This is a genomic window from Rathayibacter sp. AY1E2, from assembly GCF_002932325.1.
Classification (GTDB): Bacteria; Actinomycetota; Actinomycetes; order Actinomycetales; family Microbacteriaceae; genus Rathayibacter.
This window is the reverse complement of record NZ_PSVO01000005.1, coordinates 163,355-177,603: the sequence shown is the minus strand read 5'-3', so window position 1 is coordinate 177,603 and position 14,249 is coordinate 163,355. Positions and strand designations below refer to the sequence as shown.

The window sequence follows — 14,249 nt, the reverse complement described above, 5'->3', positions numbered from 1 at the left end:
CCCGCGCAGCCCCGGCGCTCCCGGCCCGGAGCCTCCGCCCGGTACAGTGGTCGGCATGGCACGAGCGACGAAGAGCCCGAAGCCCGAGCGCGACGAGGCCCGGACCGGCGAGAACGCACCGAATCCGGTCTGGTTCAAGCCGGTGATGTTCGGCTTCATGCTGCTCGGACTCGCCTGGATCATCGTCTTCTACGTGAGCCAGGGCACCCTGCCGATCCCCGATCTCGGCAACCTCAACATCCTGATCGGCTTCGGCATCGCGTTCATCGGCTTCCTGATGACGACGCGCTGGCGCTGAGCTCCCCCAGTCGTGAACGACGCCCCGTCCGGTCCGCCGACGGGGCGTTCGTCGTCGGTGGAGCGTCTGCGCGCCGCCGGCTGCGTCTTCGCCGAGGAGGAGGCGGGCCTGCTCGAGGAGGCCGCCGGCTCCTCCTCCGACCTCGAGCTGCTGCTCCGCCGCCGCGAGACGGGCGAGCCCCTCGAGCAGATCCTCGGCTGGGTCGCCTTCCGCGGCCTGCGCGTCCCCGTCGCACCCGGCGTCTTCGTGCCCCGCGTGCGCACCGAGTGGCTGGTCGACTGCGCCCTGGAGGTCCTCCCGGGCGGCGCCGTGGTGCTCGACCTCTGCTGCGGATCCGGCGCCCTCGCCCGGTCGATCGCGGAGGAGCGGCCGGACGTCCGCCTACTCGCGGCCGACCTCTCCCCCGCCGCCGTCGCCTGCGCGCGCCGCACGCTCGCAGGCCGCGCCGACGTCCACGAGGGCGACCTCTTCGACGCGCTTCCCGGGGGTGAGCGCGGGCGGATCGACGTCGTCGTCGTCAACGCCCCCTACGTCCCCACCGCGGCGATCGCGCTCATGCCGCCGGAGGCCCGGGTGCACGAGCCGATGCTCACGCTCGACGGCGGGTCGGACGGGCTCACCCTCCACCGCCGCATCGCTCAGGAGGCGGGAGCGTGGCTCGCACCCCACGGCGTCGTCGTGATCGAGGTCGGCGCGGATCAGGCGGCGGCGAGTGCCTCCGCGTTCCAGGCGGCCGGGTTCGCCACCTCGCTGCACCGCGACGACGACCGTGAGGCGACGGCCCTGGTGGCCGTCCGCCGGAGAACTACACCGCTGTAATTATCCCCAGCTGTGGAATCTCCTGTGGAGAACTCCGCGGTCCCCTCCGCGCTGACCTGCTCGAGGCGAGGAGGGCCCCGATCGGCACCAGTCCGCCGGTCCTCGGACGCGCCGCCGTCCCCGGATCGTCCTCCCGAGGAGGACACCCGGGACGTTCTCCCCAGTGTTAACAACTCTGTGGATAACTTCCTCCCCACCTGTTGAGAGCACCTGTGGACAGCGGCGGAGACGGTCGCCACGGGAACGACGAAGCGGCGGGCCCGGGAGTGCGCGAGGCACTGCCGGACCCGCCGCTGCGGGAGGGGGAGGGATCAGCCGAGGACGTAGGCGCCCGCGGTGATCGCGACCAGTCCGACTCCGATGAGCCCGACGAGGAGGTTCTGCGTGCGCCGCTGGGCGCGCTGCCGCGTCTTCGTGAAGACCAGCCCGATGAGCGCGCCCGCCACCAGACCGCCGACGTGCGCCTGCCACGCCACGTTCATCCCGGGCAGGAAGCCGATGACGAGGTTCAGTCCGACCAGCACCAGCAGCTGCGACGCCTGACCGCCCAGGTGCCGGAGGATCACCAGGTACGCGCCCATCAGCCCGAATATCGCACCGGAGGCGCCGATCACCGGGGTCAACGGGTTCGCGAGGAGCAGGACGCCCACCGATCCGGCGAAACCGCTCAGGAGGAAGAGGGTGAGGTAGCGCCCGCGGCCCAGCATGCGCTCGAGCACCATGCCGAACACCCACAGCGTGTACATGTTCAGCACCAGGTGGAACGGGATGACGATGAAGAGCGACGTGCTGTGGAGGAACACCGAGGTGAGCATCCGCCACGGCTCGAAGCCGGCGCCGAAGCCGGGGAGCGTGTAGGCGGGGGCGTACAGGAGCGCGTTGACCGCCGGCCCGCCGACGAAGGGAAGGATCTCGACGATCCACAGCACGATGCAGAGCGCGATGATCGCGTAGGTCACCGTCGGCTGGTCGGCACGGGTCATGGCCCGCACGCGGGAGAGGAGGGGACCGCGGGTGCGCGGTGCGGTGGCGCGCTGCTGCGCCATGTCGTCCGGGCAGATCACGCCGACCGGAGCCGGCGTCTGGCACTCGCCGCAGATGGTGCGGCCGCACCGCTGGCAGCGCACGAAGCTCTGCCGGTCGGGGTGTCGGTAGCAGGAGTAGGTGCTGCTCGGCGGGACCTGGGTCACGGACGTGCCTCCGGGGAGAACGAGGGCCGGGCCCTGACGGACCCGGCCCTCGAATGAGTGGTGGATGAGGCGATCAGACCTCGGTGATCTCGACGCTCTCGATCACGACGTCCTCGAGCGGCTTGTCACGGCCGTCGGTGGGAACAGCCGAGAGCGACTGCACGAGCTTCTTCGACTCCTCGTCGGCGACGGCGCCGAAGATGGTGTGCTTGCCCTGGAGCCAGGTGGTCGGCGCCACGGTGATGAAGAACTGCGAGCCGTTGGTGCCGCGGCCCGCCTGCTTGCCGGCGTTCGCCATCGCGAGGATGTAGGGCTGGGTGAAGTCGAGCTCCGAGTTGATCTCGTCGTCGAACTGGTACCCCGGGCCGCCGATGCCCTGACCGAGCGGGTCGCCGCCCTGGAGCATGAAGTCGGGGATGATGCGGTGGAAGACGGTGCCGTTGTAGAGCGGCTCCTTCGTCTTCGCACCCGTGGCGGGGTGGGTCCACTCGATGTCGCCGGTCGCGAGACCGACGAAGTTGCGGACCGTCTTGGGAGCGTGGTTCCCGTAGAGGTTGACGACGATGTCGCCCTTGTTGGTGTGGAACGTCGCGACTGCGGTGTGCAAAGGCATGCTCGGATTCTCGCACAGCGCGTCTGTAGGCCCCTGCAACGCCCGGTGTCAATGCGCTGGGTGCGCGATGCGGACGCCGATCGATGAGTGGCAGTATTGAGGCGTTCGCTGCTCGTAGCCGATGGAGGACCAACATGGGTCTGTCACGTAAGCACAAGAAGGACCTCAAGCGTCTTCGCAAGAACGCCGAGGCGGTCTGGGGCGAGCAGCAGGAGGTGCTGGCGCACGCGGCCTCCGTGCTCGAGAAGAGCCGCCGCCACGCGTCGAAGTACGCCAAGAAGGAGCTCGTCCCCTTCGTCAAGGACACGTACGACTCGCGCGTCAAGCCGGTCTACGACAACGGCGTCTCGGCCGTCGAGGGTACGTACTCCTCGGCCCGCAACGCCTACAAGCACAAGGTCGTCCCGACCTTCGCCGCTGTCGGTGGCACGGCCGCCGCCGCCTTCGAGGCCGCCAAGGACTCGAAGAACCGCGCGAAGCTCGCCGAGATCTCGAAGGCGCGCTGGGAGGAGCTCACCACTCCCCCGAAGAAGAAGAGCAAGGTCGGCACGGTCTTCGCGATCGGCGCCGCGCTGGTCGCGGTCGGCGGCATCGGCTACGCCGTCTGGCAGACGTTCCGCGCGGACGACGAGCTGTGGGTCGCCGAGGACGAGCCGCAGAGCGCCGCGCAGAACGCGGCCTCGACCGCTTCCTGACGTTCTCGTCGCTGGAGCCGGGCCCCTCAGGGGGTCCGGCCCCGTCGCATGCCCGGGTTAGGCTTCTGCGGTGGACATCCGGGTCGCCGCGTACGGCGTGATCATCGACGGCGAGCGGATGCTGCTCGCGCACTGGAGCCAGGGCCCGTGGTCGGCCTGGACGCTTCCGGGCGGCGGGATCGACGAGGGCGAGTCGCCCGCCGACGCCGCGGTCCGCGAGATCTTCGAGGAGACGGGCTACCGCGCCGAGCTCGAGGCCCTCATCGGCGTGGACTCGCACGTGATCCCCGCGCACCGGCGCAGCGATCCCGAGGCCGGCCCCCTGCACGCCATCCGCGTCGTCTACCGCGCCCGCATCGTGGGCGGCGAGCTCACGCACGAGGTGGACGGCTCCACGGACGCCGCCGCCTGGTTCCCCCTGAGCGACGTCGAGGAGCTGGAGCGCGTCGAGCTCGTCGACGCGGCCCTGACCATGAACGAGGCCTGGCTCCTCCGCTGACGGTGCCCGGGAATCCCCGGCCGCGCCCCGGCGTTCCCTTCGTCGTGATCGTCGAGCTCTACACCTCCGCCTTCTGCGGCGCCTGCCATGCCGCGCGCTCGGTGCTGGAGCGGGCCGCGGAGCTCGTCCCCGCCGCCGAGATCCGCGAGCGCGACGTGGCCTTCCACCCCGTCGAGGCCGAGGCCGCCGGTGTCCGCTCGACCCCCACCGTCGTCGTGCGCGATACGGCCGGAGAGGTGGTCTTCCGGGCGGAGGGCGCTCCCTCCCTTCCGCAGGCTCTCGCCGCTCTGGCCCTCGCCCTGCCCGCGTAGGGTGGCCGCGGGAGGACCGATGCACCGTCGCGCTGCGCTCGCGAGCACCGTCGTTCTGCTCGGCGCCCTCGCGCTCTCGGGATGCGCCTCCGAGGAGCCGGTGACCACGGCCGCGGTCGGGCTCGGACGGGGCGGCGAGCGGGGCGAGGTCCTCGGCGTCGTCGTCGTGTGCTCGGGGTCCGTCGACGGCCTCGACCTCGCCGCCTCCGACTCCGCCCCCCTGACCATCGGCGACGGGCTGCGGAGGGTCACCCGCTGGGTCTCCCCGTCACCGGTCACGCAGCTGGGCGCGACCGACCTCTCCGGATCCACGGTCTGGCCGGCCGACACGGTGATCGAGCGGTTCCCGCTCGGCGTCGACCTCGCGCTGGGCGCCTACGCGACCGACCGCTCCGTGCTCGCCCGCCCGGTCGTCTTCACGGCCGAGCAGTTCGACACGCTCTCCGTCGGTGAGATCATCGTCGGCGACATCCGCGACGGCACGTCCGAGACCCTCTCGGTCCAGCAGTTCCTGGGCCTCGCCTGCGTGGACCGCTGAGCGGGACGGCTCGGCCGTCCGAGCGGCGACCTCGATCGCACGACCGCACGGTCGGCGACAGGAGAGCCCGCCGGCGTTCACGCCGACGGGAGTGCCGACGCGCGGGACCACCCCGGATGTGGGCCGGTGGACCAGAAGGGCCGGCGAAGGGGAAGCACCCGCGAGAGGGGAGGAAGTGTGGAGCCTAGGAGATTCGAACTCCTGACATCCTGCTTGCAAAGCAGGCGCTCTACCAACTGAGCTAAGGCCCCGGGCCGGAGACGGGGCGATCCGACTCCGAGAGTCGAACGGCCCGCCACCGCGAGGTGACGGGCCGTTCGGACCGGGTGGGGGTACCAGGACTTGAACCTGGGACCTCTTCATTATCAGTGAAGCGCTCTAACCGCCTGAGCTATACCCCCGGAATGGCCAGAGGAGACTCTACCCGACATCGAGCAGGAATCCCAATCGGCCGGACCGTGCGCCCTACTGGTTGGTGAAGCCCACCAGGAGGCCGCCGGTGATCTTGACGCTGAGGTTGTACAGCAGCGCCACGATCGCGCCGAGCGCGGTGGTGACGATGGTGTTCAGCACCGCGACGACGATCGCGAAGCCCATGACCTGCGGCAGCGAGATGATCGTGTTGAGGTCGAACGCCTCGGCGCCGGCGATGTCCTGCACGAGGCCGTTGACCTCGTCGAACACGCCCGTCTGGGCCAGGACCGTGTAGACCAGGTAGACGACGACGATCGTGATGATCGCGAGCGTCAGGCCCAGCAGGAACGAGAGCTTCACGGCCGACCAGAAGTCGACGTAGACGAGCTTCAGGCGGACCTGCTTCGCCGCCGGGCTCTTCGCGGACTTCCTGGCGAGCTTCTCGGCGACGGTGCTACTCATCTACGGACCCATCCTCCTCCGACACCGGAGCGGACTCGGCCGGCGCCGCGGCGTCGGGATCCTCGTCCTGGGCGTCGAGATTGCGTTCGGTGTTCTTGGCGAGTGCGATGATGCGGTCGTCCTCAGCGAATCGTGCGAAGACGACTCCCATGGTGTCGCGACCCTTGGCCGGTACCTCGGCCACCGCAGAGCGTACCACCTTGCCGCTGGCGAGCACGACGAGCACCTCGTCGTCCTCTCCGGTGATGATGGCGCCCACGAGGTCGCCGCGCTTCTCCTCGAGCTTGGCCACCTTGATGCCGAGCCCGCCGCGTCCCTGGAGGCGGTACTGGTCGACCGCGGTGCGCTTGGCGTAGCCGCCCTCGGTGACCACGAAGACGAAGCCCTCGTCGCTGACGACGTTGGCATCGAGGAGGCGGTCCTCCCCGCGGAACGACATGCCGCGGACTCCGGAGGTGGAGCGGCCCATCGGACGCAGCGCCTCGTCGGACGCGGTGAAGCGGATCGACATGCCCTTGCGGGAGACCAGCAGCACGTCGCTGTCCTCCTCGACCAGGAGCGCCGAGACGAGCTCGTCGCCGTCGCGCAGCTTGATCGCGATGATGCCGCCGGAGCGGTTCGTGTCGTACTCCGAGAGGGCCGTCTTCTTCACGAGGCCGTCGCGCGTGGCGAGCACGAGGTAGCGGGCCGCCTCGTAGTCGCGGATGTCGAGGATCTGCGCGATCTGCTCCCCCGGCTCGAGCGCGAGCAGGTTCGCGATGTGCTGGCCCTTGGCGTCGCGGCCGGCCTCCTGCAGCTCGTAGGTCTTGGCGCGGTACACGCGGCCGGTGTTCGTGAAGAACAGGAGCCAGTGGTGCGTGGTGGTGACGAAGAAGTGCTCGACGATGTCGTCGGCCTTCAGCTGCGCGCCGCGCACGCCGCGGCCGCCGCGGTGCTGCGCCCGGTAGGAGTCGCTCCGAGTGCGCTTGAGGTAGCCGCCGCGGGTGACGGTGACGACCATCTCCTCCTCGGGGATCAGGTCCTCGACGCTCATGTCGCCGTCGAACCCGAAGAGGATCTCGGTGCGGCGGTCGTCGCCGAAGCGGTCGACGATCTCGTCGAGCTCGTCCGAGATGATCGTGCGCTGGCGCTCCGGGCTCGCGAGGATCGACTTGTAGTCCTCGATCTCGGCCTGGATCCGGTCGTGCTCGTCGATGATCTTCTGGCGCTCGAGGGCCGCGAGGCGGCGCAGCTGCATGTCGAGGATGGCGCGGGACTGCACCTCGTCGATGTCGAGCAGCTCCATCAGGCCGTCGCGCGCCTCCTCCACGGTGGGGGAGCGGCGGATGAGGGCGATGACCTCGTCGAGCGCGTCGAGCGCCTTGAGGTAGCCGCGCAGGATGTGGATCCGCGCCTCCGCCTCGTCGAGGAGGTACTGGGTGCGGCGCACGATGACCTCGACCTGGTGGTCGACCCACGCGCGGATGAAGCCGTCGAGCGAGAGCGTGCGCGGGATGCCGTCGACGATCGCGAGCATGTTCGCGCCGAAGTTCTCCTGCAGCGGCGTGTGCTTGTAGAGGTTGTTCAGCACCACCTTCGCCACGGCGTCGCGCTTGAGGACGACGACGAGGCGCTGGCCGGTGCGACCGGAGGTCTCGTCGCGGATGTCGGCGATGCCCGAGACGCGCCCGTCCTTGACCAGCTCGGCGATCTTGATCGCCAGGTTGTCCGGGTTCACCTGGTACGGCAGCTCGGTGACGACGAGGCAGGTGCGGCCCTGGATCTCCTCGATGGAGACGACGGCGCGCATCGTGATCGAGCCGCGGCCGGTGCGGTACGCGTCCTGGATGCCGCGGACGCCGAGGATCTGCGCACCGGTGGGGAAGTCGGGTCCCTTGATCCGCTGCAGCAGCGCCTCGAGGAGCTCCTCGCGCGTCGCGTCCGGGTTCTCGAGCGCCCACTTGGCGCCGGCGGCGACCTCGCGCAGGTTGTGCGGCGGGATGTTGGTCGCCATGCCGACCGCGATGCCGACGGAGCCGTTGACGAGCAGGTTCGGGAACCGGGCCGGCAGGATCGCCGGCTCGCGCGTGCGGCCGTCGTAGTTGTCCTGGAAGTCGACGGTGTTCTTGTCGATGTCGCGGACCATCTCGAGCGCGAGCGGCGCCATCTTGGTCTCGGTGTACCGGGGGGCGGCCGCGCCGTCGTTGCCGGGGGAGCCGAAGTTGCCCTGCCCGAGCGCGAGCGGGTAGCGGAGGCTCCACGGCTGCACCAGACGGACCAGCGCGTCGTAGATCGCGGAGTCGCCGTGCGGGTGGAACTGGCCCATCACGTCGCCGACGACGCGCGAGCACTTCGAGAACGCCTTGTCGGGGCGGTAGCCGCCGTCGTACATGGCGTAGATCACGCGGCGGTGCACGGGCTTCAGGCCGTCGCGCACCTCCGGCAGGGCTCGCCCGACGATGACGCTCATCGCGTAGTCGAGGTAGGAGCGCTGCATCTCGAGCTGCAGGTCGACCGGCTCGATCTTGTCGTGACCGTGGATCACCACACCGGTCTCGGTGACGATGTCATCGCTCTCGTCCGGGCCGGTGGGGGTGGTGGGTTCTTCTGCCATGGTCTCTGGTCTCTCAGGTGGGTCCGTGCCCCGGAGGAGCGGGGGCGGCGGTCGCGCTGGGTGTCAGGTGTGTCGTCGGTGTGCGGGCCGGTGAGGGCCTCTGTCGCGTTCTGGTCGAGGATGCGGCCCATCGAGGGCCGCCGTCACGTGTTCGAGATGCTCGCGAGGGCGGTCCACTGGACCGCCCGGCCGCCGCCTCTCGCAGGACGTCCGCTTCCTCGACAGCTAGATGTCGAGGAAACGGACGTCCTTCGCATTCTTCTGGATGAAGGAGCGGCGGGACTCGACGTCCTCTCCCATGAGGGTGGAGAAGATCTCGTCGGCCGCGGCCGCGTCGTCGAGCGTGACCTGGAGGAGGGTCCGCGTGGCGGGGTCCATCGTGGTCTCCCACAGCTCCTTGTAGTCCATCTCGCCGAGGCCCTTGTAGCGCTGGATGCCGTTCTCCTTGGGCATGCGCTTGTTGGTCGCCGAGCCGTGCGCGATCAGGGCGTCGCGCTCGCGGTCGCTGTAGACGTACTCGTGCGGGGAGTTCGACCACTTGAGGCGGTACAGCGGCGGCTGCGCGAGGTAGACGTAGCCGAGGTCGATCAGCGGGCGCATGTAGCGGAAGAGGAGCGTCAGCAGCAGCGTCGTGATGTGCTGGCCGTCGACGTCGGCGTCGGCCATCAGGATGATCTTGTGGTACCGCGCCTTGTCGGGGTTGAAGTCCTCGCCGATGCCGGCGCCGAACGCCGTGATCATCGCCTGGACCTCGTTGTTGCCGAGAGCGCGGTCGAGCCGCGCCTTCTCGACGTTGAGGATCTTGCCGCGGAGGGGGAGGATCGCCTGCGTCTCGGGATTGCGGCCCTGCACCGCGGATCCTCCCGCCGAGTCGCCCTCGACGATGAAGATCTCGGAGATCGACGGGTCCTTGGACTGGCAGTCCTTGAGCTTGCCCGGCATGCCGCCGCCCTCGAGCAGGCCCTTGCGGCGGGCGGTCTCGCGCGCCTTCCGCGCCGCCATGCGGGCCGAGGCCGCCTGGATCGCCTTGCGGATGATGTCCTTGGCCTGGGACGGGTTGCGGTCGAACCAGTCGGCCAGCTGCTCGCCGGCCACGCGCTGCACGAACGCCTTCGCCTCGGTGTTGCCGAGCTTCGTCTTGGTCTGGCCCTCGAACTGCGGCTCGCCGAGCTTGATCGACACGACGGCGGTGAGGCCCTCGCGGATGTCGTCGCCCGAGAGGTTCTCGTCCTTCTCCTTGAGCAGGTTGTTCGCGCGCGCGTAGCGGTTGACCAGAGTGGTCAGCGCGGCGCGGAAGCCCTCCTCGTGGGTGCCGCCCTCGTGGGTGTTGATGGTGTTCGCGTAGGTGTGGACGCTCTCGGTGTAGGCCGTGGTCCACTGCATCGCGACCTCGAGCGAGATGCGGCGCTCGGTGTCCTCGGACTCGAAGTCGATGATCTCGGAGTGCACGAGGTCCGACTTCTTCAGCGAGTTGATGTACTCGACGTAGTCGACGAGGCCCTTCTCGTAGTGGAAGACGTCGGTCCGGTCGCCCTCGGTCTCGTTCTCGCCCTCCCCCTCGAACTCGACCTCGTTCTGGTCGGTCAGCGCGATGCGCAGGCCCTTGTTGAGGAACGCCATCTGCTGGAAGCGCGCGCGCAGGGTCTCGTAGTCGAACTCGACCGTCTCGAAGATGCCGGCGTTGGGCCAGAAGGTGATCGTCGTGCCGGTCTCGTCGCTGGCCTCGCCCTTCTCGAGCGGGGCGTCCGGCACTCCGTCGGTGAAGCTCATCCGGTACACGGCGCCCTGGCGCTTGACCTCGACGTCGAGGCGCGTCGACAGCGCGTTGACCACGGAGGAGCCGACGCCGTGCAGGCCGCCGGAGACCGCGTAGCCGCCGCCGCCGAACTTGCCGCCGGCGTGCAGCACGGTGAGGACCAGCTCGACCGTGGAGATGCCCTCGGTCGGGTGCATGTCGACCGGGATGCCGCGGCCGTTGTCGGAGACGGTGACGCCACCGTCGGCGCGCATCAGGATCTCGATGTTGTCGCAGTAGCCCGCGAGCGCCTCGTCGACGGCGTTGTCGACGATCTCGTAGACCAGGTGGTGCAGACCGCGCGGACCCGTGGATCCGATGTACATGCCGGGGCGCTTGCGGACCGCCTCGAGGCCCTCGAGGACCTGGATCTGGTTCGCGCCGTAGTCGCCGGACGACTTGGTCGACATGCTCTCGTGCGGAGCGGAGGGGGCTGCTGAGCCGTTCGCGTCCAGGTCGTTCGCTGCGGGTGACGTGGAGTCGTTCGGCTCGTGAGTCATAGCTGTGGAGTTCTCCTCTGACGGTCCGTCGCGACGCGCACGGTGATCTGGAGATCGCCCGCGCGGCGGCGTCACTGCGGTTCGGCGGCCCTCCATTCTACCGCGTGCCGGGTCGATCCGAAGCGCTGGACGGCGATCTGAGGCGCGAAAGATCGGCGGTCGACCGAAAATGCGTCCTCAGCCGTAGGTGTCGCGCGGACCACGCCCTGGAATCGACCTGGGACCCTTTTTCCAGTTCGGGACGTCCGGGCCCTGGAAACGGATCGACGCGATGCCGGCGTCGGGGAAGTTCACCGCGATGTGGTTCATGATCTCGATCCGCATCAACCGGAGCTGCGTCGACCACGCCGTGGACTCGCACGCGACCGTCAGCACGCCGTCGACGACGCCCACCGGAGTCGAGTGCTTCGCGGTCTCCTCGCCGGCGATCGCCGTCCACGACGACATCAGGTCGCCCTGCGCCAGCGGTGCCGTCCAGCCGAGCTTCACGGTGAGGGAGTCGAGGACGTCGCCGAGGTCGTGCGGGTCGCGGCCCTTGCCGAACGGGATCGCGTCGCCCTTGGGCTCGGCGCGCTCGACGGTCTTCCGGATGCGGCGCGGGCCGTCGGCGCCGAACACCTCCTTGAGGTGCCGGTAGACGCGGGCGGCCTCGGAGTCGGGGGCGGGGGCTCCGCGGCGGGGGGAGTCAGCCATCGGACGGCTCCGACGGGGCGGGCGGCTCCGGGGACGCGGGATCTGTGGACGCCGGCGCTGGGGACGCGGGCTCCGAGGAGGACGCCGCGGCGGAGGAGACGACACCAGGAGAAGGGGAGTCGGACGAGACCGGATCGGGAGAAGAGGAGTGGGAGGACTCGGGACCGGGAGGAGGGGAGTCGGAGGACACCGGATCGGACGAGGCGGAGTCGGGTGCGATCGGCTCCGGCACGGCCATCGGCGCGGCGTCGGCGCCCGTGCCGACGATCCGGCCGGCCTCGATCCGCACGGTGTGCGCGGCCAGCGCCTCCGGGACGTCGTCGAAGACGGCCGCGGTGATCAGGACCTGCTCGTAGTCGGCGACCACCGAGGCGAGCCGCTCGCGCCGGCGCGCGTCCAGCTCGGCGAAGACGTCGTCGAGCATCAGCACCGGATCGCCCATGGGGGAGTCGCGCCGGAGCAGCTCCGCGGCGCCCAGCTTCAGCGCCAGCGCGAACGACCAGCTCTCGCCGTGGCTGGCGTAGCCCTTGGCCGGCAGCGCGTTCAGCTCGAACTGCACGTCGTCGCGGTGCGGGCCGACGAGGGAGACGCCTCGGTCGAGCTCGCGGCGGCGCACCCCGGCCAGGGCGGACGCGAACGCCTCCGCCAGTCCCTCGCCCGCCGCCGGTGACGCGGCGCCCGGCTGCTCCACGGGCTCGCCGTCGTCGTCGACCGCGCCCTCGATGCTCAGGCGGGAGCGGAGCACCGGACGCTGGTCGGCACCGGCGACCGCCTCGTACGCGGCGCGCACGGGTCCGCTCAGCTCCTCCACCAGGGTGAGGCGCGACTGCATGATCTCGGTCCCGAGCGCGATCAGGCGCTCGTCCCAGATGTCGAGGGTGCCGAGCTTCGAGGGGTCGCGGACGCCGCTCGCCCGTGCGGACTTGAGCAGCGAGTTGCGCTGGCGCAGCACCCGCTCGTAGTCGGCCTGGACGGCGCTCATCCGCGGGGAGCGGAGGATCACCAGCTGGTCGACGAAGCGGCGGCGGGCCGACGGATCGCCGCGGATGAGGAGGAGGTCCTCCGGCGCGAAGAGGACGCTGGAGAAGAAGCGGGGGAGCTCGCGCGGCTTGATCCCGCCGCGGTTGATCTGCGCGCGGTTGGGGGAGGAGCGGTTGATCTGCACCTCGGCCAGCAGGTCGCGCTCGCCGTTGCGGAGGCGGGCGCGCACCACGGCACTGTCCCGGCCGGCGCGGATGAGCGCCTGGTCGCTCGACACGCGGTGCGAGCCCAGGGTGGAGAGGTAGCCGAGAGATTCGACGAGGTTCGTCTTGCCCTGGCCGTTGCGGCCGACGAAGAGGTTCGGTCCGGGCACGAGCTCGACGTCGACCGACTCGTAGTTCCGGAAGTCGCTGAGCGCCAGCTGCGTCACCTGCACGTCGCGCTCCTCTCCTCCACCCGTCGTCGCGGGCCTTCACTGCACCCCTGCGGGCTCCTGGCCCGTCTCGCTCGGCCGATCCACCCGCTCCGGCGCCTGCGGCCCGCTGTCCCACGGTCGGCCAGGCCTTCGCCCCCGGTCTCGACACACCCCTGCGGGCTACTCGACCGGCACGGCGGCGGAACCGTCCGGGACGCGGATCCCGATACGCCCCTCCGGGCCACTACTCGCTCACCATGATCGGCGGCGCCCCGTCCCCGCCCGTGAAGGCGGCCGAAGGCCCGCCGCCCGACGTTCGTAGCGAGGTGGAGGCGGCCGGAGGCCCGCCGCCTCCGTGAGAGCATCCCTGCCTCACGGGGGCGGCGGGCCGCAGTCCGCCGTCCGTCACCGGCCCTGCGGAACGCGCCCCCCTCGGGAAGCCGACCGCCGTGAGGACTGCCGGAGGCAGTCCTCACCAGCCGACTCAGTCGACGGCCTTGACGGAGTGCCCGCCGAACTGGTTGCGGAGCGCTGCGACGGCCTTCATCGCGGGGGAGTCCTCCTGGCGGGAGACGAAGCGGGCGAAGATCGAGGCGCTGATCGTGGGCACCGGGACGGCGTTGTTGATGGCCTCCTCGATGGTCCAGCGGCCCTCGCCCGAGTCCTGCACGTAGCCCTCGATGTTCTTGAAGTCCGGGTCCTGCTCGAGGGCGCGGACGAGGAGCTCGAGCAGCCAGGACCGCACGACCGTGCCGCGCTGCCAGGCCTTGAAGGTGCCGGTGACGTCCTTGATGATGTCGCTGCGGGTCTCGAGCAGCTCGTAGCCCTCGGCGAACGCCTGCATCAGGGCGTACTCGATGCCGTTGTGGACCATCTTCGCGTAGTGGCCGGCGCCGACCTCGCCGACGTGGACGAAGCCCTCCTCGCGGGGGCCCTCCGGGCGCAGCGCGTCGAAGACGGGCATGGCGTACTCGACGAGCTCCTTCGGGCCGCCGACCATCAGGCCGTAGCCGTTCTGGAGTCCCCAGACGCCGCCCGAGACGCCCGCGTCGATGTAGTGGATGCCCTTGGGCTTCAGCAGCGCGTCGTGCTTGAAGTCCTCGGTGAAGCGGGAGTTGCCGCCGTCGATGACGAGGTCGCCCTCGCTGAGCTTCTCCGACAGGTCCTTGACGACCGCGTCGGTGATCTCGCCGGCCGGCACCATCACCCAGACGATGCGGGGCGAGGGGAGTGCGGCGATCATCTCGTCGAGAGAGGCCGCGTCCGAGACGTCGGGATTGCGGTCGTAGCCGGTGACCTCGAGCCCCTTGGAGCGGAGGCGGGAGCGCATGTTGTCGCCCATCTTGCCGAGGCCGACGAGTCCGATGTGCATGGTGAACCTTCCTGGATTCGTTGTCCGGCGGGCGGGCGCTCGTCGGGAGCGGGGCGGTCGC

At 70.2% G+C, this 14,249-nt stretch carries 13 protein-coding genes, 2 tRNA genes and 1 pseudogene; 6 read left to right on the top strand and 10 right to left on the bottom strand.

The features are described from left to right. Nucleotides 1-55: 55 nt before the first annotated feature. The gene (locus C5C49_RS06585; protein ID WP_104222667.1) at nt 56-298 is read left to right on the top strand and encodes a cell division protein CrgA; all 243 of its coding nucleotides are present in this window, start codon (nt 56-58) and stop codon (nt 296-298) included. A gap of 57 nt (nt 299-355) precedes the next feature. Beyond that, nucleotides 356-1,117, top strand: a complete 762-nt coding sequence (locus C5C49_RS06580) for a putative protein N(5)-glutamine methyltransferase (protein ID WP_104345730.1) — start codon at nt 356-358, stop codon at nt 1,115-1,117. 311 nt (nt 1,118-1,428) lie between these two features. Here C5C49_RS06580 and C5C49_RS06575 read toward each other — a convergent pair whose 3' ends face one another. Together C5C49_RS06575 and C5C49_RS06570 are read right to left on the bottom strand one after the other, a co-directional pair. Continuing rightward, on the bottom strand, nt 1,429-2,307 hold the full coding sequence (locus tag C5C49_RS06575; protein WP_104222668.1) for a rhomboid family intramembrane serine protease: 879 nt from the start codon (nt 2,305-2,307) through the stop codon (nt 1,429-1,431). 73 nt (nt 2,308-2,380) lie between these two features. Further along, nucleotides 2,381-2,920, bottom strand: coding sequence for a peptidylprolyl isomerase (locus C5C49_RS06570; protein WP_104222669.1), 540 nt, complete (start codon nt 2,918-2,920; stop codon nt 2,381-2,383). Nucleotides 2,921-3,054: 134 nt separating this feature from the next. On the opposite strand from C5C49_RS06570, the gene C5C49_RS16920 reads away from it, so the two are divergent. The 4 genes from C5C49_RS16920 to C5C49_RS06550 all read left to right on the top strand — a co-directional run bounded on the left by C5C49_RS16920 (nt 3,055) and on the right by C5C49_RS06550 (nt 4,963). After that, nucleotides 3,055-3,615 carry a hypothetical protein gene (locus tag C5C49_RS16920; RefSeq protein WP_104232995.1) on the top strand — a complete coding sequence of 187 codons (561 nt, stop codon included), beginning with the start codon at nt 3,055-3,057 and terminating at the stop codon, nt 3,613-3,615. Nucleotides 3,616-3,685: 70 nt separating this feature from the next. Beyond that, nucleotides 3,686-4,114: an NUDIX hydrolase gene (locus C5C49_RS06560; RefSeq protein ID WP_104222671.1), complete on the top strand. Its 429-nt coding sequence runs from the start codon at nt 3,686-3,688 to the stop codon at nt 4,112-4,114. Nucleotides 4,115-4,158: 44 nt separating this feature from the next. After that, nucleotides 4,159-4,425 (top strand): thioredoxin family protein, encoded by a 267-nt coding sequence (locus tag C5C49_RS06555; RefSeq protein ID WP_104266625.1) that lies wholly within the window; start codon nt 4,159-4,161, stop codon nt 4,423-4,425. 19 nt (nt 4,426-4,444) lie between these two features. After that, nucleotides 4,445-4,963 carry a hypothetical protein gene (locus C5C49_RS06550; protein WP_104222672.1) on the top strand — a complete coding sequence of 173 codons (519 nt, stop codon included), beginning with the start codon at nt 4,445-4,447 and terminating at the stop codon, nt 4,961-4,963. Between the two features lie 178 nt (nt 4,964-5,141). On the opposite strand, the gene C5C49_RS06545 is transcribed toward C5C49_RS06550, so the two are convergent. The 8 genes and pseudogenes from C5C49_RS06545 to gnd all read right to left on the bottom strand — a co-directional run bounded on the left by C5C49_RS06545 (nt 5,142) and on the right by gnd (nt 14,188). Further along, nucleotides 5,142-5,214, bottom strand: a tRNA-Ala gene (locus tag C5C49_RS06545). A gap of 76 nt (nt 5,215-5,290) precedes the next feature. Beyond that, nucleotides 5,291-5,364, bottom strand: a tRNA-Ile gene (locus C5C49_RS06540). Between the two features lie 64 nt (nt 5,365-5,428). Next, complete coding sequence (locus C5C49_RS06535) at nt 5,429-5,839, bottom strand: DUF3566 domain-containing protein (protein WP_104222673.1); 411 nt, start codon at nt 5,837-5,839, stop codon at nt 5,429-5,431. After that, nucleotides 5,832-8,432 carry a DNA gyrase subunit A gene (gene gyrA / locus C5C49_RS06530; RefSeq protein WP_104222674.1) on the bottom strand — a complete coding sequence of 867 codons (2,601 nt, stop codon included), beginning with the start codon at nt 8,430-8,432 and terminating at the stop codon, nt 5,832-5,834. Before gyrA ends, C5C49_RS06535 begins: the two co-directional genes overlap by 8 nt. 225 nt (nt 8,433-8,657) lie before the next feature. Then, nucleotides 8,658-10,637 (bottom strand): DNA topoisomerase (ATP-hydrolyzing) subunit B, encoded by a 1,980-nt coding sequence (gene gyrB, locus C5C49_RS06525; RefSeq protein ID WP_208543372.1) that lies wholly within the window; start codon nt 10,635-10,637, stop codon nt 8,658-8,660. A 267-nt stretch (nt 10,638-10,904) separates the two neighbouring features. After that, entirely contained in the window at nt 10,905-11,420 is a 516-nt protein-coding gene (locus C5C49_RS06520; protein ID WP_104237766.1) for a DUF721 domain-containing protein, read from the bottom strand. Between the two features lie 253 nt (nt 11,421-11,673). Continuing rightward, nucleotides 11,674-12,837: pseudogene (gene recF, locus C5C49_RS06515) on the bottom strand (DNA replication/repair protein RecF); the annotation flags it as partial. Nucleotides 12,838-13,300: 463 nt separating this feature from the next. After that, a complete protein-coding gene (gene gnd, locus C5C49_RS06510) occupies nt 13,301-14,188 on the bottom strand; it encodes a phosphogluconate dehydrogenase (NAD(+)-dependent, decarboxylating) (RefSeq protein WP_104222677.1) in 888 nt (295 codons plus the stop codon). Between the last annotated feature and the right edge of the window lie 61 nt (nt 14,189-14,249).

Bases quoted from the DNA above. Each gene is read 5' to 3' on its own strand.
- C5C49_RS06585 (WP_104222667.1), top strand. From the start codon at position 56: ATGGCACGAGCGACGAAGAGCCCGAAGCCCGAGCGCGACGAGGCCCGG.
- C5C49_RS06570 (WP_104222669.1), bottom strand. From the start codon at position 2,920: ATGCCTTTGCACACCGCAGTCGCGACGTTCCACACCAACAAGGGCGAC.
- C5C49_RS16920 (WP_104232995.1), top strand. From the start codon at position 3,055: ATGGGTCTGTCACGTAAGCACAAGAAGGACCTCAAGCGTCTTCGCAAG.
- C5C49_RS06550 (WP_104222672.1), top strand. From the start codon at position 4,445: ATGCACCGTCGCGCTGCGCTCGCGAGCACCGTCGTTCTGCTCGGCGCC.
- C5C49_RS06535 (WP_104222673.1), bottom strand. From the start codon at position 5,839: ATGAGTAGCACCGTCGCCGAGAAGCTCGCCAGGAAGTCCGCGAAGAGC.
- gyrA (WP_104222674.1), bottom strand. From the start codon at position 8,432: ATGGCAGAAGAACCCACCACCCCCACCGGCCCGGACGAGAGCGATGAC.
- gyrB (WP_208543372.1), bottom strand. From the start codon at position 10,637: ATGTCGACCAAGTCGTCCGGCGACTACGGCGCGAACCAGATCCAGGTC.
- C5C49_RS06520 (WP_104237766.1), bottom strand. From the start codon at position 11,420: ATGGCTGACTCCCCCCGCCGCGGAGCCCCCGCCCCCGACTCCGAGGCC.
- gnd (WP_104222677.1), bottom strand. From the start codon at position 14,188: ATGCACATCGGACTCGTCGGCCTCGGCAAGATGGGCGACAACATGCGC.